At 60.8% G+C, this 23,989-nt stretch carries 18 protein-coding genes; 3 read left to right on the top strand and 15 right to left on the bottom strand.

From position 1 onward, the window contains the following. Window positions 1–28: 28 nt before the first annotated feature. The 8 genes from AC0L37_RS05770 to AC0L37_RS05735 all read right to left on the bottom strand — a co-directional run bounded on the left by AC0L37_RS05770 (window position 29) and on the right by AC0L37_RS05735 (window position 8,541). Window positions 29–1,303, bottom strand: coding sequence for a phosphoadenylyl-sulfate reductase (locus tag AC0L37_RS05770; RefSeq protein WP_269369249.1), 1,275 nt, complete (start codon window positions 1,301–1,303; stop codon window positions 29–31). Then, entirely contained in the window at window positions 1,290–2,948 is a 1,659-nt protein-coding gene (locus AC0L37_RS05765; RefSeq protein ID WP_269369247.1) for a nitrite/sulfite reductase, read from the bottom strand. The genes AC0L37_RS05770 and AC0L37_RS05765 overlap by 14 nt, the downstream gene beginning before the upstream one ends. After that, window positions 2,935–3,258 (bottom strand): DUF2849 domain-containing protein, encoded by a 324-nt coding sequence (locus tag AC0L37_RS05760; RefSeq protein ID WP_282221737.1) that lies wholly within the window; start codon window positions 3,256–3,258, stop codon window positions 2,935–2,937. Before AC0L37_RS05760 ends, AC0L37_RS05765 begins: the two co-directional genes overlap by 14 nt. A gap of 4 nt (window positions 3,259–3,262) precedes the next feature. Continuing rightward, window positions 3,263–4,663 (bottom strand): siroheme synthase CysG, encoded by a 1,401-nt coding sequence (cysG, locus tag AC0L37_RS05755; protein WP_282221738.1) that lies wholly within the window; start codon window positions 4,661–4,663, stop codon window positions 3,263–3,265. 210 nt (window positions 4,664–4,873) lie between these two features. Next, the gene (locus tag AC0L37_RS05750) at window positions 4,874–5,194 is read right to left on the bottom strand and encodes a 2Fe-2S iron-sulfur cluster-binding protein (RefSeq protein WP_282221739.1); all 321 of its coding nucleotides are present in this window, start codon (window positions 5,192–5,194) and stop codon (window positions 4,874–4,876) included. Between the two features lie 71 nt (window positions 5,195–5,265). Then, on the bottom strand, window positions 5,266–6,444 hold the full coding sequence (locus AC0L37_RS05745; protein ID WP_282221740.1) for a class I SAM-dependent methyltransferase: 1,179 nt from the start codon (window positions 6,442–6,444) through the stop codon (window positions 5,266–5,268). Further along, a complete protein-coding gene (locus AC0L37_RS05740) occupies window positions 6,441–8,042 on the bottom strand; it encodes a peptide chain release factor 3 (RefSeq protein WP_348984709.1) in 1,602 nt (533 codons plus the stop codon). The genes AC0L37_RS05745 and AC0L37_RS05740 overlap by 4 nt, the downstream gene beginning before the upstream one ends. A gap of 106 nt (window positions 8,043–8,148) precedes the next feature. Beyond that, window positions 8,149–8,541, bottom strand: coding sequence for an Hpt domain-containing protein (locus AC0L37_RS05735; protein ID WP_269369240.1), 393 nt, complete (start codon window positions 8,539–8,541; stop codon window positions 8,149–8,151). Window positions 8,542–8,898: 357 nt separating this feature from the next. On the opposite strand from AC0L37_RS05735, the gene AC0L37_RS05730 reads away from it, so the two are divergent. Beyond that, the gene (locus tag AC0L37_RS05730) at window positions 8,899–13,878 is read left to right on the top strand and encodes an apolipoprotein A-IV repeat region-like domain-containing protein (protein WP_282221741.1); all 4,980 of its coding nucleotides are present in this window, start codon (window positions 8,899–8,901) and stop codon (window positions 13,876–13,878) included. Next, window positions 13,832–14,071, top strand: a complete 240-nt coding sequence (locus AC0L37_RS05725) for a hypothetical protein (RefSeq protein WP_282221742.1) — start codon at window positions 13,832–13,834, stop codon at window positions 14,069–14,071. Before AC0L37_RS05730 ends, AC0L37_RS05725 begins: the two co-directional genes overlap by 47 nt. A gap of 194 nt (window positions 14,072–14,265) precedes the next feature. On the opposite strand, the gene AC0L37_RS05720 is transcribed toward AC0L37_RS05725, so the two are convergent. The 4 genes from AC0L37_RS05720 to acs form a co-directional block, all read right to left on the bottom strand. Further along, the gene (locus AC0L37_RS05720; protein ID WP_212657456.1) at window positions 14,266–15,444 is read right to left on the bottom strand and encodes an MFS transporter; all 1,179 of its coding nucleotides are present in this window, start codon (window positions 15,442–15,444) and stop codon (window positions 14,266–14,268) included. Window positions 15,445–15,634: 190 nt separating this feature from the next. Beyond that, window positions 15,635–16,432: a UDP-2,3-diacylglucosamine diphosphatase gene (locus AC0L37_RS05715; protein WP_212657455.1), complete on the bottom strand. Its 798-nt coding sequence runs from the start codon at window positions 16,430–16,432 to the stop codon at window positions 15,635–15,637. 103 nt (window positions 16,433–16,535) lie between these two features. Next, entirely contained in the window at window positions 16,536–17,630 is a 1,095-nt protein-coding gene (locus AC0L37_RS05710) for a glycoside hydrolase family 3 protein (RefSeq protein ID WP_282221743.1), read from the bottom strand. Window positions 17,631–17,865: 235 nt separating this feature from the next. Next, window positions 17,866–19,812 (bottom strand): acetate--CoA ligase, encoded by a 1,947-nt coding sequence (gene acs, locus AC0L37_RS05705; protein ID WP_212657453.1) that lies wholly within the window; start codon window positions 19,810–19,812, stop codon window positions 17,866–17,868. 192 nt (window positions 19,813–20,004) lie between these two features. On the opposite strand from acs, the gene AC0L37_RS05700 reads away from it, so the two are divergent. Then, window positions 20,005–20,616: a GNAT family N-acetyltransferase gene (locus AC0L37_RS05700; protein WP_212657452.1), complete on the top strand. Its 612-nt coding sequence runs from the start codon at window positions 20,005–20,007 to the stop codon at window positions 20,614–20,616. A gap of 17 nt (window positions 20,617–20,633) precedes the next feature. Here the strand turns inward: AC0L37_RS05700 and AC0L37_RS05695 are convergent, their stop codons facing one another. The 3 genes from AC0L37_RS05695 to AC0L37_RS05685 all read right to left on the bottom strand — a co-directional run bounded on the left by AC0L37_RS05695 (window position 20,634) and on the right by AC0L37_RS05685 (window position 23,977). Beyond that, window positions 20,634–21,959 carry a lipopolysaccharide biosynthesis protein gene (locus AC0L37_RS05695; RefSeq protein WP_282221744.1) on the bottom strand — a complete coding sequence of 442 codons (1,326 nt, stop codon included), beginning with the start codon at window positions 21,957–21,959 and terminating at the stop codon, window positions 20,634–20,636. Beyond that, on the bottom strand, window positions 21,956–23,134 hold the full coding sequence (locus AC0L37_RS05690; protein WP_282221745.1) for a lipid II:glycine glycyltransferase FemX: 1,179 nt from the start codon (window positions 23,132–23,134) through the stop codon (window positions 21,956–21,958). Before AC0L37_RS05690 ends, AC0L37_RS05695 begins: the two co-directional genes overlap by 4 nt. 108 nt (window positions 23,135–23,242) lie before the next feature. Next, window positions 23,243–23,977 carry a YjbE family putative metal transport protein gene (locus AC0L37_RS05685; RefSeq protein ID WP_282221746.1) on the bottom strand — a complete coding sequence of 245 codons (735 nt, stop codon included), beginning with the start codon at window positions 23,975–23,977 and terminating at the stop codon, window positions 23,243–23,245. Window positions 23,978–23,989 lie beyond the last annotated feature (12 nt).

Genomic DNA, 23,989 nt, shown 5'->3' with positions numbered 1-23,989 from the left:
AAACCCTGACCACCAGGCTCCGCTTATATCAGGAGACGCGGCGAAGGAAGGGGCGCGTACCGACTGGCACCTCTGCAGTGCCAACAGGTTGGTAGAAAATGCCAACTTCGGGAAGCCGGTTTTCCACCAGGGCGTCGCGTGTGGGTTCGTGTGTCACCACCAGCGCATTGACGCCGCAGCGGCGCATCAGCGGAATCTGGTCCTGCAACACGTCACCAACAGCCCGGATCTCGTTAGCGTACTGGTAGCGTTCAGTTAGCAGACGCGCTGTTGAATAGCCCCGACCGTCTGTGAAGGCGGGAAATGTTATGGCAATCGAGGCAAAGCGCCCCAGATCAGCTTCGACATCCTCGATCCGGTCACCAGGTGACACCTGCAGCCCAAGAGGGTGCGGGTTGGCCAGGAACGCATCACGATTGGCAACAAACACGGGCAGCGGCACATGGGTATAGCTGGCCGTTGCTGCATCGCTCTCTTCGCTCCAGGCACGGAACGGGTCAGCCATGAAGGCGCCGTCCTTCCAGAGGGTATGTCGCTTGGAAGCTGTCATGGGAGAGGCAATCGCTCCGTTGAAATCGAAATGGATACCGCACTCTTGCTTGTTGAGGCCGCGCCAGCGTCCGGCACGTGGATCCTCACCCTCGGCAACCACCGAGGTGCAGGGCGCGCAACCGATTGATTTGTAGCCCTTAGCGAACAGCGGGTGCTCGGGCAAGGCATGCTCGATCTTGTACTGATTGACGTCAGCATCGCTGAAATAGGCCAGCGGGTTGACCTTGATGCGGTCATCGCTCGTCAGCTCGAAATGCGGCAGCACACCGCGTTCCTTGGTCTGAAAGCGCTTCCGACCTGTCACCCAGCCGGCATATTGCTCGGTGATGGGCTCCAGCGGCTCGGTCTTGCGAATATGGCAGCAGCTGTCTGGATCGGTTTCCCACAGCGTGCCCGCCGGATCAAAGCGCTTAACATCCTCGGAATTGGGATGGATCGCGTGGACATTGATCAGTCCCAGATGCCTTTTCAGCGTCTCGACATAGTCCAGCGTTTCGACGAAATGCTTGCCGGTTTCCAGGAAATAGACCGGCAGGCTCGGATCGACCTGGGCCACCAGATGCAGCAGCACGGCCGAATCTGCGCCAAACGACGAAACAATCGCCAGATCACCGGGCAGCACATCGGTTGCAGCCTGGCGCAAAACGCCAACCGCATCCATTTCGTCGAACATCCCATTGAGCGCCAGAATGCCCAGTGCCCGCAGCTTGTCGTGGACAGCAGGCACGTGGGCGGCTTTAGGCTGCGCCATACAAAGCCTCCTTGAAGGGGGCCTCACCCAGGCGACGATACGCCTCGATAAAGCTCTCTTCAGTGCTTTGACGTTGAGCAATATAGGTATCGACCAGCTTCTCGATCGCGCCAGGAACCGCATCAGCTTCAAAGCCGGGTCCGATGATCTTGCCGACGGAAGCCTGTTCAGTTGCGTCGCCGCCAAGCGTGATCTGATAGAGCTCCCCGCCCTTCTTCTCGACGCCCAGAATGCCGATATGGCCAACATGGTGATGACCACAGGCATTGATGCAGCCTGAAATCTTGATCTTGAGATCACCGATTTCGGCCTGACGCTCGGGCGCAGCAAACTTGTGCGAGATTTCCTGCGCGATGGGGATCGAACGGGCATTGGCCAAGGCGCAAAAATCCAGACCCGGGCAGCAGATCATGTCGGTGATCAGACCGGTATTGCCGTCAGCAAGCTTGGCTTGCACCAGCGCATCATAGACAGCGCGCAAGTCGGCGACGGCCACATGGGGCAGCACCAGGTTCTGTTCGTGGGTCACGCGCAACTCATCGAACGAATAGCGCTCCGCCAGATCGGCCACGACATCCATCTGTGCATCGGTCGCATCGCCCGGGGCGCCACCAACGGGCTTGAGCGAAATGGTGACCGAGGCATAGCCGGGCTGGCTATGGGCGTTCAAATTGTTGTCGAGCCAGCGGCCATAGGCGGGATCAATGATCGACTGATAGGCCACGTCGACGGTATTGCCCGACTGGTCGGAGAACGCAGGCGGCGCGAAATAGGTGGTGATGCGATCAAGCTCGGCCTGCGGCAGGGTCAGGACACCACCACGCACCTCGGCAAATTCGGTCTCGACCTGCCCCTTGATCGTCTCAAGGCCCTCTTCGTGCACCAGGATCTTGATGCGCGCCTTGTACTTGTTGTCGCGCCGACCATAGCGGTTGTAGACGCGCATAATGCTCTCAAGATAGGCGAGCAGATGCTCATTCGGCACAAAGCTGTTGAGCAGCTTGCCGATCATTGGCGTCCGGCCCAGACCGCCGCCAACCCAGACTTCCCAGCCGATATCGCCTGCAGCGTTCACCGCAGCCTGCAGGCCGATATCGTGGAAACGGATCGCGGCCCGGTCATTGGGTGAGCCGGTCATGGCAATCTTGAACTTGCGCGGCAGATAGCTGAACTCGGGGTGCAGGCTCGACCACTGACGAATGATCTCGGCAACCGGACGCGGATCAATGATCTCGTCGGCGGCGGCGCCAGCAAACTGGTCCGTCGTCACATTGCGAATGCAATTGCCAGACGTCTGGATGGCGTGCATTTCCACGCTCGCCAACTCCTCAAGGATAACCGGCACATCCTTGAGCTTGGGCCAGTTATACTGGATGTTCTGGCGCGTGGTGAAATGGCCGTAGCCACGATCATAGGTGCGCGCAATATGGGCCAGCTTGCGCATCTGCTTGCTCGACAGCGTGCCATAAGGCACCGCTACACGCAGCATATAGGCATGCAGTTGAAGATAGAGGCCATTCATCAGCCGCAGCGGGCGGAACTGGTCTTCGCTCAACTCGCCCGAAAGACGACGGTGGACCTGATCGGAGAACTGCGCCGTACGACCCGCGACAAACGCGGCGTCAAATTCGTCATATCGATACATGACCGTCCTCACCCAGATGCTGGCGGTCGTAGATCTCGCCGTTCAAAGTCAAAGGCGCGGTGGGACCCGCTGCCCGGATGCGTTCGCGCAGACGCTTGGGAACAAGCACCACGCCATCAAGTGTTACGTCTTCAATTTCGACACTGACAATGCGGCCAGTGCCCTTGGTCGCGGCGATCGCAGCGTCACGTTCGGCGAGGTCTTCTGCCCCGAATACACGCGCCGCCTGCAGGTCCTCGACCCACCGACCCGTGGCGTCGAGATAGACCGTCCCGCCCGAAGTCAGCTCATTGCCCGTCAGAATTTGCATTTTGTCACGCTACCTTGAAGTTCTGCGCGGCGATCTGCGCGGCATTGGGCCAGTCACCAGCCGCCACGGCTTCACCAACGAAAATGATTGCAGGCCCGTCTGCCAGCACCACATCACTGTCGATGAGGGACCGCAGGCTGGCCGCATATGTTGTCATCTGGGGTCGCCCGGCATTGACCACGATGCCCACCGGCAATTCCGGATTGGCGCCATGTGCGACAAGCCGGCCGGCGACCTCGGCGGCAATGGACTTGCCCATATAGAGCGCCAGCGTCAGGCCGGACTGCGCCAGGCCGGCCCAATGCGTGAGATCGCTATCCTCGGCGCCATGCGCCGTTGCCATGACAAAGCCGCTCGATACCTTGCGCAGCGTGACTGGCGTCGCCGTGTCCGCGGCTGCTGCCAAAGCAGCACTGACGCCGGGAACGATCTTGTAGGCCAGCCCGGCCTTGCGCAGCGCAGCGATTTCTTCGCCGGCACGGCCGAATACCATCGGATCGCCCGACTTGAGCCGTGCGACCTTCTTGCCCTGACGCGCCAGCCGGACGATCAGCGTATTGATCTGTGCCTGGCTGAACGAGTGATGCCCCTTGGCCTTACCGACCGAAATCTGTTCGGCATCGCGCCGTCCCATCTGCACCACGGCATCGGGCACCAACTGGTCATGAACGATAACGTCGGCTTCCTGCAGCAGGCGCTGGGCGCGCAGGGTGAGCAGGTCTTCCGATCCCGGCCCTGCCCCGATCAACCAAACAATGCCGGTTGCTTCGCTATTGCTCTGATGCTGCTCAAGCAAGACTTCGGCCTGGAAACGACCGGCAATCGGGCTCTGGGCGACGGCAGCTTCGACCTGGGGCGAGGTGACCAGCGCTTCATAATAGCGGCGGCGCGCAGGGCCCGTATGAATCAGAGATTCAACGCGCTGGCGTAACCCGCCGGCCAGGCTGGCGATTTTGCCAAAGCCCGGCGGCAGCATGGCCTCGATACGGGCCCGCACCAGTCGCGCCAGCACTGGCGCATCACCTTCGGTCGAGATCGCGACCGTCAACGGCGCGCGATCGACAATCGAAGGGGTATAGAAATCGCATTCAGCCGGCACATCGACCACGTTGAGCGGGATATTGCGGGCCCGCGCTTCAGCCTTGGCCAAGGCAGCATCGGCGCTCTCTTCGGCGACAAACACCAGCGCCACGCCGTCGAGGTCGGAGACCGCGAAGCCGCGCTCGATGCACTGCACCGCAAAGCCGCTGAAGTCGGCTTCGATCTGACGGGAGATGATCACAATCTGCGCGCTGGTCTTGGCGACCAGACGCACCTTGTTTAGCGCCTCTTCGCCACCGCCAATAATGGCAATGCGCTTGTCGCGAACCTTGAAGCTCAACGGGAAGGTGTTGAGAAGTGCCATTGAAAACCCTGCTGCTACGGTGCGTGAAATTACGCGAATCCGGGGCTTTGCAGCAAGGCTTTGAAATTCAATCGCTTTTATATTTCCCTTAGCGGGCATGGCTTGGAACAGCGCATGTGGGAAAGCCGTCGCCCCGCTAAAAGAATCTGTGCGAGGGCCAGCACAAGCAAATTTTGCTTCGCCGGACCCTGCCCAGAAACGGGCGTTAGACTAGCCCTGACGTCCCGGCACATGCACAACAAGGCCGTCGAACTCGTCCTTGACCTTGATCTGGCAGCTCAGGCGGCTGGCCTCTTTCACGTCAAATGCGAAATCGAGCATGTCCTCTTCCATCATCGATGGGCCGCCGACCTTTTCGGTCCAGTCATTATCGACATAAACGTGGCATGTCGCGCAGGTGCAGGCCCCGCCGCATTCGGCGACAATGCCGGGCACGCCATTCATGATGGCCGTTTCCATCACGGTGGAGCCATTTTCGGCTTCAGTCTCGATGCGTACGCCGTCCTGCTGGACAAAAGTGATCTTGGTCATGGGTCTCACGGGGTCTTGCTGTTATCTGCCGATATAGTGTGTGGCGGCGTGTTAATGAACTGCGCCCATCGTCACAGGCCAAGCAGGCCTTCAAGATAGTGCTGCTCAATGCCGAACATGGTTTTGATTTCGGCGATCTGCTTGAGCACAGCGTCACGATCACGGCCAAGCCGGCCGTCCTTTTCGGCGACGATCAGATTGTTCTTGGGGGTATGGGCGTCAGACACGAACTCGAACACCTTGGTCTTGTAGCCATTGAGTTCGAGCAGCAGGGCGCGCAGTGTATCGGTGACCATCTCGGCCTGCCGCTCCAGGAAGATGCCGTGCCGCAGCATGACCTCGAGCCGGCCATCCGGCTGGCCCGCTTCCATCTGGCGGCGGATCTGCTTGTGGCAGCACGGCGCCACCGCAATCAGCGCTGCACCAGCATTGATACCCTTGAAGATCGCATCATCAGTCGCCGTATCGCAGGCATGCAGCGCGATCACCGCATCAGCACCACTGGCATCAAAATCCATGATGGTACCGGCCTGGAAGCTCAGCCCGTCAAAGCCCGATTGCTGCGCCGTCGCATTGCCATCGCGGACCAGTTGTTCGCGCATCTCAACGCCGACGATCCCGGCGGGGCGGTTCGCAACATTGGCGAGGTAGTCATAGAGCGCAAAATCCAGATAACCCTTGCCCGCGCCCATATCGACGATCAGCGGCCGCTCGGTCTTGATCGCCTGAATCAACGGGGCAAAAATCTCGACCATCTTGTTGATCTGGCGGAACTTATCCTGCGCATCATTGCGCACCACGCCATCTTTGCCGGCAATACCCAGGGCTTTGAGCCAGGGCTTGTCGGTGGCGGTCAGCGGACGGTTCTTGGCCCGGTTGTGATCGGTTGATGGCGCTTCGCGACCGGACACCTCGGTCCGCCTGAGCCGCATCTTGGCCCCATTGCGCTCAAAACCCATGTCGAACTCGGTCGTGGCCAATTGCGCGCTGCGGAACTCATCCTTGAGCCCGCTGCGCAACAACGCCAGGGCTTCTGGTTGAATGAAGTTCTTGATGATGTCGCGCGTCTTGTAGCGGTAGGTGAAGGAGAACTTGTCCCCGTCCTTGACCGTAATTTTCTTGACCTCGACGGACTTCAGGTCCGGCTCGCTACCGTGATAGCCGCCCAGTTTCAGGCGTACCAGCGCCCCGCTCATGAAGGCGGACTTCGTCGCGCTCAGCAGCTCTTCGATACGATCAGGGGTGCTCAATGCCGTTCCTTGGTGCTCAGGAAGCGCAGCTTGGGGAAGTCCTGCTTGGCACGATCGGCCCACCAGGCATTCTGCGCCAGAAATACCGGCGCCCCGTTACGGTCCTCGGCAATGTTCATCTTGTTGGCCGCAATGAAGCGCTTGAGCTCTTCGGGCTCATCGCTCTCGATCCAGCGGGCCACCTCGTAATTGAGGCTCTCAAAGGTGATGGGAACACCATATTCCTTGTCGACGCGCGAGCTGAGCACTTCAAGCTGCAGCTGGCCGACAACGCCTACGATCCAGTCTGCACCCACCATGCGGCGGAACACCTGGGTCACGCCCTCTTCGGACAGATCCGAAAGCGCCTTGGCCATCTGCTTGGTCTTCATGTGGTCGGTCAGGCGCACGCGGCGGATGATTTCCGGGGCGAAGTTGGGAATGCCCGTCACATTGATGCTGGCGCCTTCGGTCAGCGTATCGCCAACCGAAAGTGTCCCGTGATTGGGGATGCCCACAATGTCGCCCGCTACGGCCTGTTCGGCCAGTTCGCGATCATTGCCGAAAAAGAACATCGGATTGGAGACGGCCATGTCCTTGCCCGAGCGCACATTCTTCAGGCGCATGCCGCGCGTGAAGGTGCCCGAGCAGAGGCGGACGAAGGCGATCCGGTCGCGGTGATTGGCGTCCATGTTCGCCTGCACCTTGAACACAAAGCCGGTGACCTTCTTTTCATCGGGCGAAATCGGCTCGGGAATGGCGGGCTGCGGGCGCGGCTCGGGGCCCCACTCGCCCAGCGTACGCAACAGCTCCGCCACACCAATGCCCTTGAGCGCGGAGCCGAACAGCACAGGGCTGAGATGGCCGGCATGGAAAGTTTCCAGATCGAAGGCCGGCAGCATGGCCGTAGCCATTTCCAGATTTTCCAGCGCCGTCATGAAGATCGGATCTTCCACCAGCGTCTCATTGTCCAGCAGGTCTTCAATGGCCTCATATTCGGCAATCGGCTTACCCTGCGGGTTCAGCACCCGCTTTTCGAGCAGATCGAGATAACCCCGGAAATCAACGCCCTGCCCGATGGGCCACAGCACCGGTGTCAGGTCGAGCGCCAGCTTGGCCTGGATCTCGTCGATCAGATCGAGTGGTGACAGACCCTCGCGATCCACCTTGTTTATAAAGGTAATGATCGGGATATCGCGCAGGCGGCAGACTTCGAACAGCTTGAGCGTCTGCGCCTCGATGCCCTTGGCCGCGTCGATCACCATGATGGCCGCGTCAACCGCGGTCAGCGTGCGATAGGTGTCTTCGGAGAAGTCGGAGTGGCCCGGGGTATCGAGCAGGTTCAGCGTCAGCCCGTCATAGTCGAACGTCATCACCGAGGAGGTGATGGAAATGCCGCGCTTTTGCTCCATTTCCATCCAGTCCGAACGGGTCGATCGGGCACCGGCCTTGCCGCGCACGGCACCAGCGGACTGGATCGCGCCAGCCGCCGCCAGCAGGCGCTCGGTCAGCGTGGTCTTGCCGGCGTCGGGATGCGAGATGATCGCAAACGTGCGGCGGGTACGAAACGGTTCAAGAGTAGCCCGGTCTTGCACCGGCGCCAGATTGGTCATGCTCATGGAAACTTTGGCCTGTGGGCGCACCCACAACCAGGCCGCGGAGCGCGTCAAATATTGGCCGCTCTATAGGGCAATCCAGTGCTTTTCGTCAAATGCCGAGACCGTGTCAGGCCGGCTCATTATCCAGCATGCGGGCAATAAAACCGCTGACTTCTTCAATTGCCATGCCCAGATCGTCGACCCGCTCGGACGATAGCGGCCGCCCGGCCTGGAGTTCGACCTCGGCCGCCTTGGCCAGATCGGCCACCGAAAACGCGCCGACGCCGCCCGAAGCACCCTTGATCGAATGCAGGTTCATCGCCAGCTCGTCAAAACTGGACGCCAGTTTCAGGCGCGAGAAATAGGTTTTGACCGTGGCGTCATACATGCGCAGGATTTCGCATTCGAGATGCGCATCACCCAGACACTGCTTGGCAAGATGGACCAGATCGATTGGGCGTCCTGCCCGATCGACGGGGACAAAACTGAGATGTTCGGCAGTGGCCGCGCGCTGAACCATTCTGGTCGCTCCATTCTACACGGCTACGCGTCCAACAAGGACAATGCCGTGGGGACAAGCCTAGGTGGCGCAGGTGAACATGTGATTAAGCCACACCTTTGCCTTTCTTTGCCGTTCCTGATAGCCCCGAGCTTCCCCAGAAAATTAACCTATGGGTAAGATTCCGTTCGGTTTGCATCAAATTGAATGTATTAATGGGGTTTAAGCCAGCGCGCGGCGGCGAGGGTTGGGGACGATGCGGGGCATTTGCATCGAATTGTTCCCTTTTGACCATGGGCCCGGAAACGGGTCTTTGGGCATGAATACTCCTAGAGTCCGCCTTGTCGCTGTAAAGTCGACGCGAGAGTTGTAAAGAGTATGGCGAAGAACCCGACCCCCACGAACGATCCCGCCGCGCTGGCATTCTCAGCCGTCGAAGATGCCCTCAAGGAATCGGTGTTCAATATGGACAACGCCCCTCAACAGGCACCTGAGCGCAAGCCGGCAGATCCCGGCCGCAGCGACCGTCTGCGTGCCGCAGACAAGATCGCCCAGCAGGCTGGCGCCGTCGCCAATGACGACCGCTACCCTTCCAAGATCCTCTATAGCCTGCAGAACCGTTCCTCCTCGACACCAACCTGGGTGGCGCTGGCGCTCTCGGTGGTGTGGCTGGCCGTAACCGCCGCCGGCGGCTGGATGCGCTTTGGCAACCAGATCAACAATTTCGGCAATTTTGTCGGCACCATCGACTTCATCGGTCTGGTCGCCATCATGTTCGTGCCTGTCCTTGCCTTCTTCGGCATTGCCACGCTGTTCCGCCGCGCCCAGGACCTGCGCAACGCTGCGTCCTCGATCACCCAGGCCGCCATGCGTCTGGCTGAGCCTGAAGTGACCGCTGCCGACAAGGTGGCCTCGGTCGGTCAGGCCGTGCGGCGCGAAGTCAACGCGCTCGGCGATGGCCTTGAACGCGCCCTGTCGCGTGCCGGCGAGCTCGAGGTGATGATCCACAATGAAGTCACCGCGCTCGAACGCACCTATTCCGACAATGAATCCCGGATGCGTGCCCTTATCGCCGAACTGGCGAGCCAGCGCGAAAGCGTGCTGACCAATACCGACCGCGTCCGCGAAGCGATCACTGAAAGCCATACCGGCCTGGTGTTCGATCTCGACATGATCAGCCAGCGCATTTCCGGCACCATTGTTGAAAGCGGCGGCAATCTGACCCGCGCACTTGAAACCGCGGGCAACACGCTGACCAATTCGTTTGGCGAGCGTACCGAGAGCTTCGTGTCGCTGGTCGACAACCGCACCACTGACTTTATCTCTTCGCTTGACGAAAGCGCTGGTCGCCTGTCGCTGACGTTTGAAGATCAGACCGCCAAGATGGCCAGCACGCTCGACGAGCGCGCCGACCACCTGACGACCGGCGTCGACAGCCGCATCAATGCACTGACCGAAGCACTGGACGGCCGCGCCGGCCAGATCGGCGACGCCATCGATCAGCGCACCCGCGCCATCGAAGAACGCACCAACACATTCAGCGCCGCTTTCGAAGATCGCAGCCAGACCATTGCCGGCTTGATTGAATCGGGTACCGACCGCTTCTCATCGGCCTTTGACGAGCGCACCGCGGCGCTCTCGAGCCTGCTTACCGATGGCGGCGCCTCCCTGCTCAACCAGTTGCAGGATCGTGGTCACGAAGTGACTGGCGGTCTCGACATGATCGGCCAGCGCATTGCCGAGGACATTTCGTCCCGCTCGCGTGAAGCCGAAGTCCTGCTCAGCGCCCTTACCCGCCAGCTCGATGAATCGGTTTCCATTCAGCTCAACGCCATGGACAGCCGCATGCAGTCGGCGGTCATCGAGATCAATGGCGCGCTCGACGATACCTCCGAACGCGCCCGCATTACCCTGTCGAGCGCGGGTCAGGACACGCTGAGCCAGTTCGATACCCGCCTGAGCGAAATCACCAGCATCCTCGACGCACGCCTGCATGCCCTTGATGGCGTGGTCGGCGACAAGGGCGACAATCTGATCGCCCGCCTCGAAGAACAGGGCACCAGCTTTGCCGCTCGTGCCAACGTGCTCGAAATGGCGCTCAACGAAGAATCCGGCCGATTCAATGACGTGGTCAGCGAACGCACCCGCGAAATGAGCGAAGTGCTCGGCGCCCGCACCAAGGCAATTACCGAAACCCTGAGCAATCGCAGCCGCGAGCTGACGGAATCGCTCGAAGGTCATGCTGGCGTCATCGCCGAGGCCCTCGATGACCGCACCAAGGCGCTGGATGATGTTCTGGCCAACCGGTCCACGGCATTGGGCACCACTTTCGAGACCCATGTGCAGGAGCTCGACGAAAAACTCGACGCCCGTGGCCGTGACATGAGCGAAGCCATTCGCGTCCGCAGCCAGGAACTTGGCGAAACCCTGACCAGCAGCACCAGCGCCTTTGATCAGGCCATTGCTGGCCGCACGCAGCGCCTGGCCGACACGCTGTCGGAAAAGACCACGGCAATGACGCTTGAGATCGACACGCGCACCACCGATCTGGCGCAGCAGCTCGATGAGCGCACCAACACCCTGGTCGACAAGCTGGGCACCAGCACGACAACCCTGGCCGAAGAACTCGACAGCCGCACAGCGACCATTGTCGAGCAAATTGGCACCGGCACCGCGACGCTGACCACCGAACTGGACAGCCGTGGCAGCGAGCTGCGTGCAGCCCTTGATGGCGGCACCCAGCAGCTGGCGCAGGCCGTTACAACCCGTACCCAGCAGCTGTCCGAAGCGCTAAATCAGCGCACCGAGGCGCTGGGGGACACGCTGGCAACGCACACCGCCTCGCTCAGCGAAACCATTGGCATGCGCACCACCGAACTGGCCGACACCATCACCCAGCAGGGCGATGAAGCCAGCCAGAAGATCGACAACACCCTGCGCAGCGCCACCGAGACCATGAGCGAGCACGTCAACTCGATGTCCTCCATGATCGTCTCCAAGGTGTCTGAAGTGAACACGCATCTGGGCGATGGACTGGACAGCGCGATAGCCCGTATCACCGACGCCGAGCATGGTGTCAGCGCCCGCATTGAATCGGCATCCCTGACCGTTGGCGAAAGCGCCAGCAAGGCGGCCGACCTCATCGAAGCCGGTGTCGATTCCGCCCGCAAGGCGATCACCGATATGGTGGACTCGCGTCTGGGCACCCTGCCCGAGGCCATTACCGCTCGCGCCGATATCACGGCCGATCGCCTGGCCGCGCTCAACTCCTCGATCAATACCTCAATCACCCAGTCCATGGCCGATCTCGAAGCCGGTGCAGACCGGATCGAGGAAACCATTGCCACGCGCATCACCGCGGCGACACAAAACATCGCCACCGATATCAGCAACACCGCCAACCACATGGATGGCGCGGTGCGGACGGCTCTCGAGCAGATCCGCATTGCTGCAACCGAGGTCGACCAGTTGTTGTCGGTCAAGGCTGTTGGCGCTGTGGACCAGATCGAAACTCGCCTCACCAGCATCAACCAGTCGGTCGAAGAGCACACCAATACCTTTGCCGCCCTGGTCACCGAGAAGTCGGCAGAGCTGCAGAATTCGCTCAACAGCCACGGCAATCTGCTGCGTGACGCCCTGGGCGAGAATGCCAAGGAAGCCGAAGCCATCATGGCGGTTTCCACCTCGCGCATTCTCACCGACGTCACCTCGGCACTGGGCAAACTCAACGACTCCAACCTGCTGCTGCAGCGGGTCTTGGACGCCTCGACCGCCAATCTGGCCAACCTTGAAACCAGTGTTGCCCAGCAGACCCAGTCCTATTCGGCCACCGTACGCGACGCCATCGGCCAGACCGAACAGGCCGGCTCCATGGTCAGCCAGCACGTGGGTGCCCTGCAGGCCACCATTCGTGGCATGGTCGACGAGTTCTCCTCAATCCTGGGCCGGCTCGACGCCGAGACTGCCAACATGTCCGAGGCCACCACGGCTCTGGCCACCACCAGCGACAATGCACTTGGCAATCTCGAAGAGCGCCGCAGCGCCATGGACTCGTTGGCCGAAAGCTTCGCTTCGCGCGCCGACGATATCGATGGCCGCATGCGCATGTTCGCCCAGTCGATTGCCGACACGGTCAATGACACTGAACGCCGCCTGATCGGCGCCCGCCGCGCCATGGATGAGGCGCTCAGCGCCACCACCGGCACCGTCGTCGAAACTCTCGAACAGACCACCGGTACCATCACGCAGGCAATCCAGTCCTCGACCAACAATGTCAACGATGCGCTTTACGCCACCAATGAGCGCTTTACCTCCTCGCTCAACCAGCAGACCAATCAGGTGCACGCTGCACTTGAGGAAAATGCCCATCGCATCAGCGACGTGCTGGCCTCGACGGCCGGCAATGTCACCGATGTGCTCAACTCGACCACCGGCACGCTGGCTGACACCATCAATGACAGCTCCGCCTCGGTGCGCAACGCCATTGCGGCCAATACGGGCCAGTTCCGTCAGGCGATGGATGAGACTGCCAGCCAGGTCAATGATCGTCTGGGTAGCTTCCGCGGTGTCGCCGACGCCGAAGGCCGCCGCGCCAATGCGGCGCTGCAGGAAGCCCAGCAGCAGATGGTTGTTGAAATGCAGCGCGCTATCGAGGAAGCCACCCAGCGCTTCAACGAGACAGCACACGCCATGCGCGAAACTGCCCGCGAAGTGGGCGGCGAGCTCGAGGCGACCCGCGCCGAGCTGGCGCGCGGTGTCAACGAGCTGCCTGAGGAAACCCGCGCCAGCGCCGCTGCCATGCGTCGCGTGGTGGCCGAGCAGATCGAAGCGCTCAGCGAGCTCAACGCCATCGTGCGCAGCCAGCCCGCAACCCACGACATCAATGATCGTCGCCAGACGCAGCGCCCTGCCCGTCCTGAACCCCGCAACGACGCACCGGCTTATCAGGCACCACGCCAGCCCGAGCCAGCCCGCGAAACCTATCGCGCCGAACCGGCGCGCCAGGCACTGGTTGACCCAATCCGCACGCTGGAACGCGCCCCTGAGCCTGTGCGTCAGCCAGAACTTGCACCCGCACCGCTGCGTCAGCCAGAGCCCGCTCAGGCCGCAGCAACCGTGGCCGAGCCAGAAGCCGCGTCCCAAGGCGAAGGTGGCTGGCTGCGCGACGTATTGCGCAATGCTACCGCCAAGCAGCAGAGCACGCAGCAGGGCCAGCCTAGCCTGTCCGGTTTGACCGAAGAAATCGCCCACGCCATTGATGACGCAGCCCTGGCCGATGCCTGGGCCCGCTATCAGGCCGGCGAGATCCAATGTGTTTTCCCGCCGCATCTACACCCTGGCCGGCCAGGGCACATATGATGACGTGCGCAAGAAGATGCAGCGCGAGCCTGACTTTGCCCGCACGGCCAACGCCTATATGAGCGAGTTTGAACAGCTGCTGAAACGCGCCGCTGCGGGCGCCAATCCAGCTGCCGAAACACGCGATCAGCTGCTCTCAGATCGCGGCAAAGTTTACACCACGCTGGCTCATGCCAGCGGCCGCCTCGCCTGAGACCAGCCAGATTGAAATGCAAAAAGGCCCCGGGAAAACCGGGGCCTTTTTTCTTGAGGCATTTGGGGCCTTGGCGTGCTGCCTTGGCCTGAGCCCGGCCGACTTACCCACCAAGCCCAGGGTTATACAGGCCACGCATCGCAAGACGCTCGGACGGTAATACCCTGACTAGGCGTGTCCGCTGGCTGCTGCGCCTATTGGGCATCCTTGGGCGGTCGTATGCGCAGGGAGATCAGCACGCACGCCGTGGCCAGCACCGCCACCACTGATGAGGCAAAGAAGGCATAGCTGCCCAACCGCACCACCAGCCAGCCAAAGCCGGCCAATGCAAGCACAGCCATCCCCTGATTGAGCATATTGGCAAAGCCCTGCGCCTCGGCAGCATTGGATTCGTCGGTCCAGTTGGCGATGAAGTGCACAACGCCAAAATAGCCCACGCCGAAGCTGACCGCATGCAGCATCTGCACGACAAATAGCAATTCTACGGGCGGATTGAACGCCATGACGGTGAAGCGAAGCAGGGAGGCAATGCAGGCGGCCAGGATCATGTTGCGGGCAGTGATCCGCCCGCCAAAGCGCCGCCATGCGAACATGATGACGGCTTCTGCCGCAGCCGCAATTGCGAGCAAGGGGCCAACGAAATAATTGGGGACGCCGTTCTGGATCCATAGCAGCCCACCAAAACCGCCGATCAGGGCGTGGCTGGCATTGATCATCGCGAAGGCAATCAGCGGCAGCACGAACCACGGCTTAAGCGAGTCGCGCAGTTTGGTGGGCACCATGGTCGCCAACGTTTCGGCCTGTTCTGGCGCACGAAAGCGCGGCAGGAGCAGGCTCAGCCCGGCGCGCAATAGCGAGGTCGCCACAAAAAGCGGCGCGAAGGCATTGGCCCCAAACACTGCGAGCAGCACGCCGATGCCACCGGCCCCGACCACGTAACCCACCGTCGCCCAGGCGCGCACCACACCAAAATCGGTGCCATTGCGCCGGGTCATGCGCACCGACGCCGCATCAATGATAGGCGGGATGGAGCCGGTGAACATTGTCACCAGCGACCAGACCAGCATGACGCCCCAGAACTCGTTGACGAAGAACAGGCCAAAGGCCGCCGCCGCCGCAACAACGGACAGCATGACGATTACGCTGCGCCAATCCTTGGCACGGTCCGCCAGGCGCCCGATCAACATATTGACCGCCAGCAGGCACAGCATGGGAATGGAATTGATGATGCCGATCTGATCGGCGGGCAGCCCATGTTCGCTCAGCCAGATGCCCAGAAACACCGAACTGACCGCACCCGGCAGATAAACGGTGAACTGATAAAGCGAGGCGCGTGCTTCAGGGCTCGCAAAGCGCGAAAGGATCAGGGACATGCAATGAAAACTCCGGGCAAATCAGTGCCCGGAACCCTTGGTGCATCGACTGGCCAGACAACGCAAGCCCTCGATTGCAACGTTGCGACCATCCAGCCGCGCCAAAAGCGCAGCAGGATACCCAAGGAGGCGGATTGCCCCCGGCGCCAGCAGTAGCTGGCACAGGCAACTACGAGTGGTAGATCGGAGCTTAGGTGGCGGAGCGCCGCAGCCGGAATTTGCGGGGTTCGTCGGCGGCCATTTCGGTCCACTTGATCAGCTCGAACGCGCCTTCGGGCGTTTCCACGATCGCCGTGCAGCTTTCCACCCAGTCACCGGTATTGATGTAGTGGATGCCCAACCGTTCATGCATGTCGGCAAAATGGATGTGACCGCAGATCACCCCGTCCACCCCCGATTCCTTGGCCTCGTGCACCAGCGCTTCCTCGAAGCGCCCAATGATCGAGACGGCGTTCTTGACCTTCTGCTTGGCCCAGGCGCTCAACGACCAGTACTGCAGCCCCAGACGGCGCCGTACCCAGTTGATGGCGATATTGATGCGCAGCGCGGCGTTGTAGGCCCAATCCCCGACATGGGCGAGCCATTTGGCATTCATCACCACCACGTCGAACTGGTCGCCATGAATGACCAGATAGGTCTTGCCGGTGGCCGTGGTGTGTACGGTGCGATCGACGAACTCGATCTCGCCGAAAAACGTGCCCAGATATTCACGCAGGAACTCGTCGTGATTGCCCGGCAGGTAGATCACCCGCGCGCCGGCATTGGCCTTGTCGAGCAGCAGCTGGACCAGCACATTGTATTCGGCAGGCCAGTGCCAGGCCTTGGCCAGCCGCCAGCCGTCAAGAATATCGCCGACCAGATAGATGGTCTCGGCGTCATGGGCGCGCAAAAACTCGATGAGCTGCCCAACCCGGATCGGCTTCATGCCCAGGTGCACGTCCGATATGAACATGGCCCGAACTTTCCGGACTTCGCGGTCATCCGCCATCAAGCAACAACTCCTGCTTCGTGGGAGCGGACTTTATCCGCGGTTTGATCGCGTGGGAACCTTTGCAGTGCAGAAGGTGGGGAAACCAGCAGCGGGCGCCCGCTCACCGAATCCGGGCCTTCAGGGCCACGATGCGCTCATAGCTCTGTTCGATCCGGGCGGCAAACACCGGATCGGCAGCAGCCTCGGCCAGCAGGATGTCCAGAATCTCCTGTCCCAGCCCCGCATGGTACTTTGCGGTATTGGAAAACAGCAGCACATCTAGCCCGGCGCGCACGGCCTGTGTCACGGTTTGGGCCGTGGTGAAATGATCGCGAATGGCGCCCATTTCCAGATCGTCGCTGATCACCACGCCATCAAAGCCCAGCTCATCGCGCAGTACGCCTGTGATCCATTGCGGGGACAGCGAGGACGGCGTCTGCGCGCCCGCATCGGCATATTTGGCGTGATAGAGATGGCCTGCCATGATCATGTCCACATCACCTGCGCCAATCAGGGCGCGATAGGGATCAAGTTCGGCAGGCTGCCAGCTTTGGGTAATGTCGACAAACCCCTCATGACTGTCCGCGGTCGACGACCCATGACCAGGGAAATGCTTGAGCGCAGTCAGCACGCCAGCCGAATGGTGCCCGGCAATGAACGCGGCATCATAGGCGGCGACAATTGCAGGATCAGCGCTGAAGGCGCGACCAAACCGGGCAATCACCTGGTTCTTCGGATTGGTATTGAGATCGGCCACCGGACCAAAATTGACAGTGAACCCCAGCTCCGCAATCGACGCGGCCATGCGCGCGTAGATCGCCTCGGCCTGGGCGGGGCTATTGCGGGCGGCAACGTCGCGGGCGCTGGGGATTTCACGGAAGCCGACATCCTTGGTCAGGCGTTCGACCGCCCCACCCTCCTGATCGAGCGTAATGAAGGGCGCCAGCGTCGGCGCAGCAGCGCGGAAGGCCGCATTCATGCGCGCCACAGCGTCGAGACTTTTGATGTTGGTCTTGAGCAACATGACGCCGCCAAGACGACTCGCCGCAAGATCATCGCGCAGGGCGACCACCGCTGCGTCGTCCACATCGTCACCCTGAAAGCCGACGACAATCATCTGGCCAGCCATCTCTTCCAGCGTTGCGGCGGCCGCAAGGCTGGTCGACATTGCCATCAGGACGAATACGTAAAAAGCGCGAAAAACCACAGCAATCACAAGGCAATCCTGACTGGAATCATCAACCGACGATGCCCATGAAATCCAGTCAAAACAATGCCCTGACTAAAAACATCGTAGCTGGAGACACTTAGGGGGCTGATATTGCGCGAAAAAGGTGCAATTCTACCAAAGGCAACTTGGAGTGCGGGCCGTTTTTCAACCTTCCGGCCTGTGATGCCGTTGCCTTTGATCGGGCGGAGATCTTGGGATCTCCGCCCGTGACGTTTTCCGGCTAGCGGTTCTGCCGGTTTTCGATCAGATCATCCACAACGCCCGGATCGGCCAGCGTCGAGGTATCGCCCAATGCAGCGAAGTCGTTCTCGGCAACCTTGCGCAGAATGCGACGCATGATCTTGCCCGAACGCGTCTTGGGCAGACCTGGTGCCCACTGCAGCAGATCCGGCGTCGCAATCGGTCCGATTTCCTTTCGGACCCAGTTGCGCAGCTCGGCCCGCAGTTCGTCACTGGCGGTTTCACCAGCCATCAGGGTGACGTAGCAGTAGATACCCTGCCCCTTGACGTCATGGGGATAGCCGACAACGGCGGCCTCGGAGACCTTGGGATGCGCCACCAGCGCACTTTCGACTTCGGCAGTGCCCAGACGATGGCCGGATACGTTTAGCACGTCATCGACGCGCCCGGTGATCCAGTAATAGCCATCTTCGTCACGCCGGCAGCCATCGCCGGAGAAGTAGTAGCCTTTGTAGGTCTCGAAATAGGTCGAGACAAAACGGCCATGGTCACCCCAGATGGTGCGGGCCTGACTGGGCCAGCTGTCTGCGATGGCCAACACGCCTTCGGCCTTGGTCTGCTCCTGCAGCTTGCCTTCTGGAGACAGCACGATGGGCTGAATGCCGAAAAACGGCACTGTCGCCGAACCCGGCTTCTTTGCGGTTGCGCCGGGGAATGGTGCGATCATGTGACCGCCCGTCTCGGTCTGCCACCAGGCATCAACCACTTCGCAGCGACCCTTGCCGACCTGGTTGTAATACCACAGCCAGGCTTCGGGGTTGATCGGCTCACCCACTGTGCCCAGCAGGCGCAAGGTCGGCATGTCGTGCTTTTCGACATATTGCGACCCCGCCCCCATCAAGGCGCGAATAGCCGTGGGCGCGGTGTGGAAGATATTGACCTTGTGCTTTTCGACCACCTGCCACATGCGGCTGGCATCGGGATAGGTCGGAATACCCTCAAACATCACCGTGGTCGCGCCATTGGCGAGCGGACCATAGACGATGTAGCTGTGCCCGGTGACCCAGCCCACATCGGCCGTGCACCAGAAAATCTCGCCGCGCTTGTAGTCAAAGCTCAGCTCATGAGTGAGCGAGGTGTAGAGCAGATAGCCGCCCGTGGTGTGCAGCACGCCCTTTGGCTTGCCGGTGGACCCCGAGGTATAGAGGATGAACAGCGGATCTTCGGCGTTCATCGGCTCTGGATCGTTGAATGGCTCCACGCCCGCAGCGGCCTCATGCCACCACACGTCGCGGCTGCCCTTCATGGCAACGTCGGCACCGGTATTGTGCACGACAAGCACCTTTGACACGCCGGGGCAGTCTTCGAGCGCCTTGTCGACATTGGCCTTGAGCGGCACGGTTTTGCCACCACGACGGCCTTCATCAGCCGTGATCACAACCGCAGAATCACAGTCATTTATGCGGCCCGCCAGCGCGTCAGGCGAAAACCCGCCAAACACCACCGAGTGGACAGCCCCGATCCGCGCACAGGCCAACATGGCGTATGCGGCCTGGGGAATCATCGGCAGATAGATGGTGACGCGATCGCCCTTGCGGACGCCCAGCGACTTCAACACATTGGCGCAACGGCAGACTTTTTCGTGCAGCGTGCGATAGCTTATGTGCTCTGACGGCGCGTTTGGATCATCGGGTTCCCAGATGATCGCGATATCATCGCCGCGCTCGGCCAGATGACGGTCAATGCAATTGGCGGCAACGTTGAGAACGCCGTCTTCAAACCATTTGATCGACACATCCGGATATTCGAACGTGGTGTTCTTGATCTTTTTGGGAAACGTCACCCAATCCAGACGCTTGGCCTGTTCGCCCCAAAATCCATCCGGATCGGTGATCGAGCGCTGGTACATTTCATTGTACTGCTGCTCGGTCGTATGGGTGCGTGCGATCGCAGCCGCACTTGGCTGGAATACGAGCTGCTCGCTCATAGTATCCTCCCTTATCTCTCCCACCTCCGTTCTACTGACCCACCCCGTCAGGGGCAAGGGCTAGACGGTGCGACTTAGTGTGTAACAGGACCAATAGCTTGCCAGCACCGGCCATTAACCCCCTGTCGCTAAACTGGCGTGGTCATCAATTGCCGGTGACACAATCAAGAACCGCCACATGGGAGGTCGACGATGAGCGAACCCGCTGTCAGCCAGGAACAGGAATCAGCCCCAGCGCCACGCGCCCCGGTCTATCGCGCCGGCACCTATGCCGACATCCCGCTGATCCATGCCAAGTTGCACGAAGCCATCGAGACTTCACCCTTCTACAGCGACGAATTCAAGGCCTACGAGATGGCCCGGCTGACCAGAGAACATCTGGCGAGCCTGATCGATGCCGACCCCTTCCACATGCTGGTCATGCTGCGTGAGGGCAAGCCCGGCGGCTTCATGATCTCGGGGCCGGAACTGGGCACGCTGTGGCTCTACTGGTCCTATGTGTTCCCGGAAAACCGCCGCTCATCGCTGGGCATCTCGGCGATGCGCGCGTTCATCAAGCATTGGGATGACGGGCGTTTCCACAAGATCGCGACCTATACCAAGAATGGCAACGAAGCCGCCGCCGCCATTATGGGGCGGATGGGCTTTGAGCACATCGCCACGCTCAAGAACCACATTTTCGGCGAAGATTATCTGCTCTATGAACGCCCGCTCAACAAGACCGAGCCCGGCTATGACCACGGCACAGCCGGTGGCTTGCGCAACAAGCTGCGACGTCTCATCAAGCTGACAATGCAGCGCTAGGGCGAAAAGCCCCGTCGTTATTCGGCCGGCACCGTGGCGTTGCGACGATTGCGGAACCATTGCATTATCGACACGTCGAGCTTGGCTGTACGCAGCGCGATGAACCACAGCCCAACCGACCAGACTGTAATGGCGATAATGGCGCTGATTGCCGCACCCATCAGCCCCCAGATGGGGACCAGCAACCAGTTGAACAGCACCAGCGATCCGATGCCCATGGCCACCGAAGGCAGACTGGCATAGGGCCGGTCATGAATTGACAGCACGATGGAGGCTGGCCCCATCACCGAGCGGACAACCAGCGCCAGCGACAGCACCGCCAGCGGCATGGCACCGACGGCAAAGCTGGGGCCGAACAGCATCAGCGCGAACGGGCCACCAATCGCCACCAGGACAAACAGTACGATTGCCAGACCACTGGCGACAAAGTTGGCATCACCGACCTTGCGGTTGAACGCTTCGCGATCGGAATTGGCTTCGCTCTCGAACATGTCTGGCAGCGTCACCGCGTAAACGGCGGCCACCCCAAATGACATCAGCGAGAAGATACGCGTGCACACACCGAAAATGGCCAGTTCTTCACGGCTCAAGCTATGGCTGAGCAGCAGCAGGTCGATATCGAAGAAGAAGTCCGTAGCCAACGAGATCAGCACCCATGGCAAGGCGAACCGCCACCAGCGCCGTGACTCCAGCGTGCGCACGGGTGTGGTGTCGTCCAGCCGGGGCACCGAGGTGACCACAAAACCGAAATGCACCAGCGCGATCCCGACATAGCCAATGGCAATGGCCCACAGCATGGTCGCAAAGCCTTCGGGCGCCGAGGCAAAGCCCATGGTGGCCAGAAATGCTGCCATCACGATCATCGGGCGGAACATGGTATCGGCAAAAAAACCGGCCAGCGGGCGCTTCAATCCCACCAGCAGGGCGCCGTTGACGTAGACCATGGCCGTGCCGAAAGCGAGCAGGACCACAGGAATGAAATGGGTAGCCAGAACGGAGTCACCCTGCCCCAGCAGATCGAGCACCGGGCGGCCCGCAATCAGCAGCAGGATCAGCGCCACCACGACATGAGCATAGGAGCGTTTAAGGAACACCACGAACTGCTGGCGCTCGCCCCGCGCCCGGTATTCGGCGGCAAAATAGGTACCCACGGTGTGGAAACCCAGCGGCATCACCACGGCGATCAGATTGACCGTTGCGATAACGATCAGATATTCGCCCAGCAGCTCCGGCCCCCACATGCGGGCAATCAGCGCCTGGACCAGAAAGATCAGACCGGCACCACCCAGACGGGTACCGAAGATGATCGTCGACTGCGACGCAAGCCGCCGGTGAATGCTCATTGCGCCGCCTCATTGCGGTCGGCGCGAACCTGGGTGGGCTTGGTCTTGGGATTGCGCCAGCCATCGACAACGCGGCGTATCTGATAGATGGCATCGCGCGCTGCAAAAGCGCCCGTACCCAACAGATAGGCCTGCGGGTTGCTGGCGTAATTGGCCACCGGTGGAACCGGCTCAATGACCCCGGCGTCACCCACCATGCCTTTTTTGAACTGATGCAGCCCCTGAAAGCCGTCTGTGCCGCCCAGATCGTACCAGCGGGCCCGCGTATTATCGCGCAGCCAGCGAATGATGTGCCAGTGCATGAAGTAGCCCGCACGCAGCGGGAGCGCCTGATCATTGGTGGCGCCGTAGAGATAGACCGCCCGATCTCCAGCCTTGAAGATCAGCGCGCCAGCAACGACGACGCCCTCATGGCGCACGAAGAACAGTTCGGGCCGCAGGACCTCGTCGAGTTCCATCAGCGACGCCACGCTGTCATAGGCCGAATGATCAGAAAACTGCTTGCGATCGGTCATCGCGGTATAGAGCGCATCAAACTCAGCCAGCCGCTCCGGCCCGGCCCACTCAAAGGTCAGCCCGGCCTTTTCAGACTTGTTCAGATGATAGCGCCACTTCTGGTTCAGGCTTTTGCGCTGCGTGGCATCATCAAGCCGCAGATTGACGATATAGCGGCTCGGGTAGAGCAGTTGCGAGCCGCTCTTGAAGCCGCGCGCTTCGAGCCGCTGATAGGCTCCATTGACCGGGGTCGTGGATGCGCAGGGCAGCACCGAGATCATCTGACCGCGCTTGTCGGCGTAATCGGCGACCAGTGCCTCGATCATGCCCGCATGGATGGCATCGGCATCGGGCCGCGACAGATCCTTAAGCATGGGGCCCCATTTGGAAACCGCAATATGGCCCAGCTTCAATGGCAGCGGCTGCACCATCATCAGCGAGCCGCCAACAACCTCGCCATTGAGCAGGAATAGCACCGGCTCGTGCTCGACCGAAGGCCAGCGCGCCACAGCGAATGCATAAAGCTGTTCCTGACAGACCTCGTCGAAATCAGCGATCGCCTGATCCCACTCTTGCCCCGAGATCAGCTTCGTCTCGAGCACCAGAGCGGCCGAAGCGACGCGCGCCGTCTCGGGCGCGTCAGCTTGTGAATGACTCAATCGATCAGCGATCACGGACATATTGGGTTCCCACGCATGTATTTGCGCGGAAAATTAGGCCCCCAAGATGATCAAATCCCTATGACGACAGGGGAAATGCCGCAAAACTTGGTCCGTGGTTACCAAAGCCTAATGCGCAGCAGCCGCCGCCTCAACCGCGTGCGGTGTGTACAGCAGCGGAATTTCCGGCAGGGTGACGAACGCTCCAAGGCCCTCAAGAGCCATGCGGATGGCCACGAACAGGATGATCACCAGACCGACCCAGGCGATCCAGCGATAGCGATGCAGCAGGCCCGCAATGAAGGTTGCCGCCGCGCCCATCATCACCACCGACAGGGCCAGACCGATGATCAGCGCCTCGAAATGGTGCTGCGCCGCGCCGGCAACTGCCAGCACATTGTCCAGCGACATCGAAACGTCGGCAATGATGATCTGGATGATCGCCTGACGCAGTGTCTTGCGCGGCTTGCCCGAAACCGTGCCGTCAGCATTGGTGTCGGAGTCCGAAAGGGCTTCCTGTGCATTGTTCTCATCGGCATCGGAGGTCGCGAGTTCGCGATACATCTTCCAGCACACATAGAGCAGCAGCACACCACCAGCGATCAGCAGCCCGCCGCCAAGCGAGAGCAACTGCGTGGTGATCAGCGCAAAGAAGATGCGCAGCAAAGTGGCCGCCAGAATACCGATCAGAATGGCCTTGCGGCGCACATCCGTGGCCAGACCTGCAGCAGCCAGACCAATAACCACTGCATTGTCACCAGCCAGAACCAGATCGATCAGAATGACTTGAACTAGCGAGCTTAGAAAACTCGGATCGATACCGAACATGCGGAAGGCCTCGTTGCAGGGCTGAATACTGATCACGGCTATAGCCCC

The organism is Devosia sp. J2-20, assembly GCF_055808475.1.
Note: the sequence above shows the minus strand (reverse complement) of the source record. Positions and strands in the feature narration are given on the sequence as shown.

Bases quoted from the DNA above. Each gene is read 5' to 3' on its own strand.
- AC0L37_RS05770 (WP_269369249.1), bottom strand. From the start codon at position 1,303: ATGGCGCAGCCTAAAGCCGCCCACGTGCCTGCTGTCCACGACAAGCTG.
- AC0L37_RS05765 (WP_269369247.1), bottom strand. From the start codon at position 2,948: ATGTATCGATATGACGAATTTGACGCCGCGTTTGTCGCGGGTCGTACG.
- AC0L37_RS05760 (WP_282221737.1), bottom strand. From the start codon at position 3,258: ATGCAAATTCTGACGGGCAATGAGCTGACTTCGGGCGGGACGGTCTAT.
- cysG (WP_282221738.1), bottom strand. From the start codon at position 4,663: ATGGCACTTCTCAACACCTTCCCGTTGAGCTTCAAGGTTCGCGACAAG.
- AC0L37_RS05750 (WP_282221739.1), bottom strand. From the start codon at position 5,194: ATGACCAAGATCACTTTTGTCCAGCAGGACGGCGTACGCATCGAGACT.
- AC0L37_RS05740 (WP_348984709.1), bottom strand. From the start codon at position 8,042: ATGAGCATGACCAATCTGGCGCCGGTGCAAGACCGGGCTACTCTTGAA.
- AC0L37_RS05735 (WP_269369240.1), bottom strand. From the start codon at position 8,541: ATGGTTCAGCGCGCGGCCACTGCCGAACATCTCAGTTTTGTCCCCGTC.
- AC0L37_RS05730 (WP_282221741.1), top strand. From the start codon at position 8,899: ATGGCGAAGAACCCGACCCCCACGAACGATCCCGCCGCGCTGGCATTC.
- AC0L37_RS05720 (WP_212657456.1), bottom strand. From the start codon at position 15,444: ATGTCCCTGATCCTTTCGCGCTTTGCGAGCCCTGAAGCACGCGCCTCG.
- AC0L37_RS05715 (WP_212657455.1), bottom strand. From the start codon at position 16,432: ATGGCGGATGACCGCGAAGTCCGGAAAGTTCGGGCCATGTTCATATCG.
- acs (WP_212657453.1), bottom strand. From the start codon at position 19,812: ATGAGCGAGCAGCTCGTATTCCAGCCAAGTGCGGCTGCGATCGCACGC.
- AC0L37_RS05700 (WP_212657452.1), top strand. From the start codon at position 20,005: ATGAGCGAACCCGCTGTCAGCCAGGAACAGGAATCAGCCCCAGCGCCA.
- AC0L37_RS05695 (WP_282221744.1), bottom strand. From the start codon at position 21,959: ATGAGCATTCACCGGCGGCTTGCGTCGCAGTCGACGATCATCTTCGGT.
- AC0L37_RS05690 (WP_282221745.1), bottom strand. From the start codon at position 23,134: ATGTCCGTGATCGCTGATCGATTGAGTCATTCACAAGCTGACGCGCCC.